This window comes from Caballeronia choica, assembly GCF_001544535.1.
In the GTDB taxonomy this organism is placed as follows: Bacteria; Pseudomonadota; Gammaproteobacteria; order Burkholderiales; family Burkholderiaceae; genus Caballeronia; species Caballeronia choica.
Genome location: NZ_FCON02000555.1, coordinates 1 through 789, shown reverse-complemented (window position 1 = coordinate 789; position 789 = coordinate 1). Strand labels below are relative to the sequence as shown.

Sequence of the window (789 nt, the reverse complement as noted above, 5' to 3'; positions counted from 1 at the left end):
GCTGTCGCCAGATACGTGATGTCGGTCGTCCAGACCTGGTTCGGTGCGTTAGCGGCGAAGTTGCGCTCCAACAGATTCGGCGCCACCGGCAAATCGTGGTTCGAGTTCGTCGTCGCGATGTACTTGCGCTTGTGGCGGGCTCGAATGCCATGCTGCGCCATCAGCTTGCGAACCCGCTCTTTGCCCACGCGCACGCCTTGCGTGAGCAGTTCCTTCCACATGCGAGGCCAGCCGTACTCGCCCTTGACCTGCGTGTGAATCGCCTTGATGTGCGCAAGCAGTGCGTCGTTACTCACGCGGCCTCGGTGCGGCTTGGCCTGTGCGGTGCGTTGCCGGCGCTGATGATATCCGCTGGGACTGACTTCCAGCACTTCGCATAGCACCGAGACCGGCCAGTGGCGTCGATTGCGCTCGATGAACGCGTACTTCACATCGACTCCTTGGCGAAGTACGCGGCCGCTTTTTTTAAAATATCCCGCTCCATCTTCAGGCGAGCCACTTCGGCACGCAGTCGCGCCAGTTCCATCTGTTCCGGGCTCACAGGCTTCGTGCCTGCTCCCGACAGTTTGCCTTCCCGGTCAGCCTTTACCCAGTTATACAGCGTCTGTTCGACCACACCCAGTGTCGCCGCCACCGCTGCCATGCTTTGCCCGGCCTTGACCAGCCGCACCGCTTCCAGCTTGAATTCGAGCGTGTACTGCGCTCGCTTTGCCTTGCTCGTCATCGTTCTTCTCCTTGCTTGAGTTTACCTGCTCAGCAAGGGATTCGTTTTTCGGGGGCAAGCTCAAA

1 pseudogene is annotated in these 789 nt (G+C 60.1%); it reads right to left on the bottom strand.

The window, feature by feature from the left end:
• Positions 1–724 (bottom strand): annotated as a pseudogene (locus tag AWB68_RS45680) (IS3 family transposase); the annotation flags it as partial.
• Between the last annotated feature and the right edge of the window lie 65 nt (positions 725–789).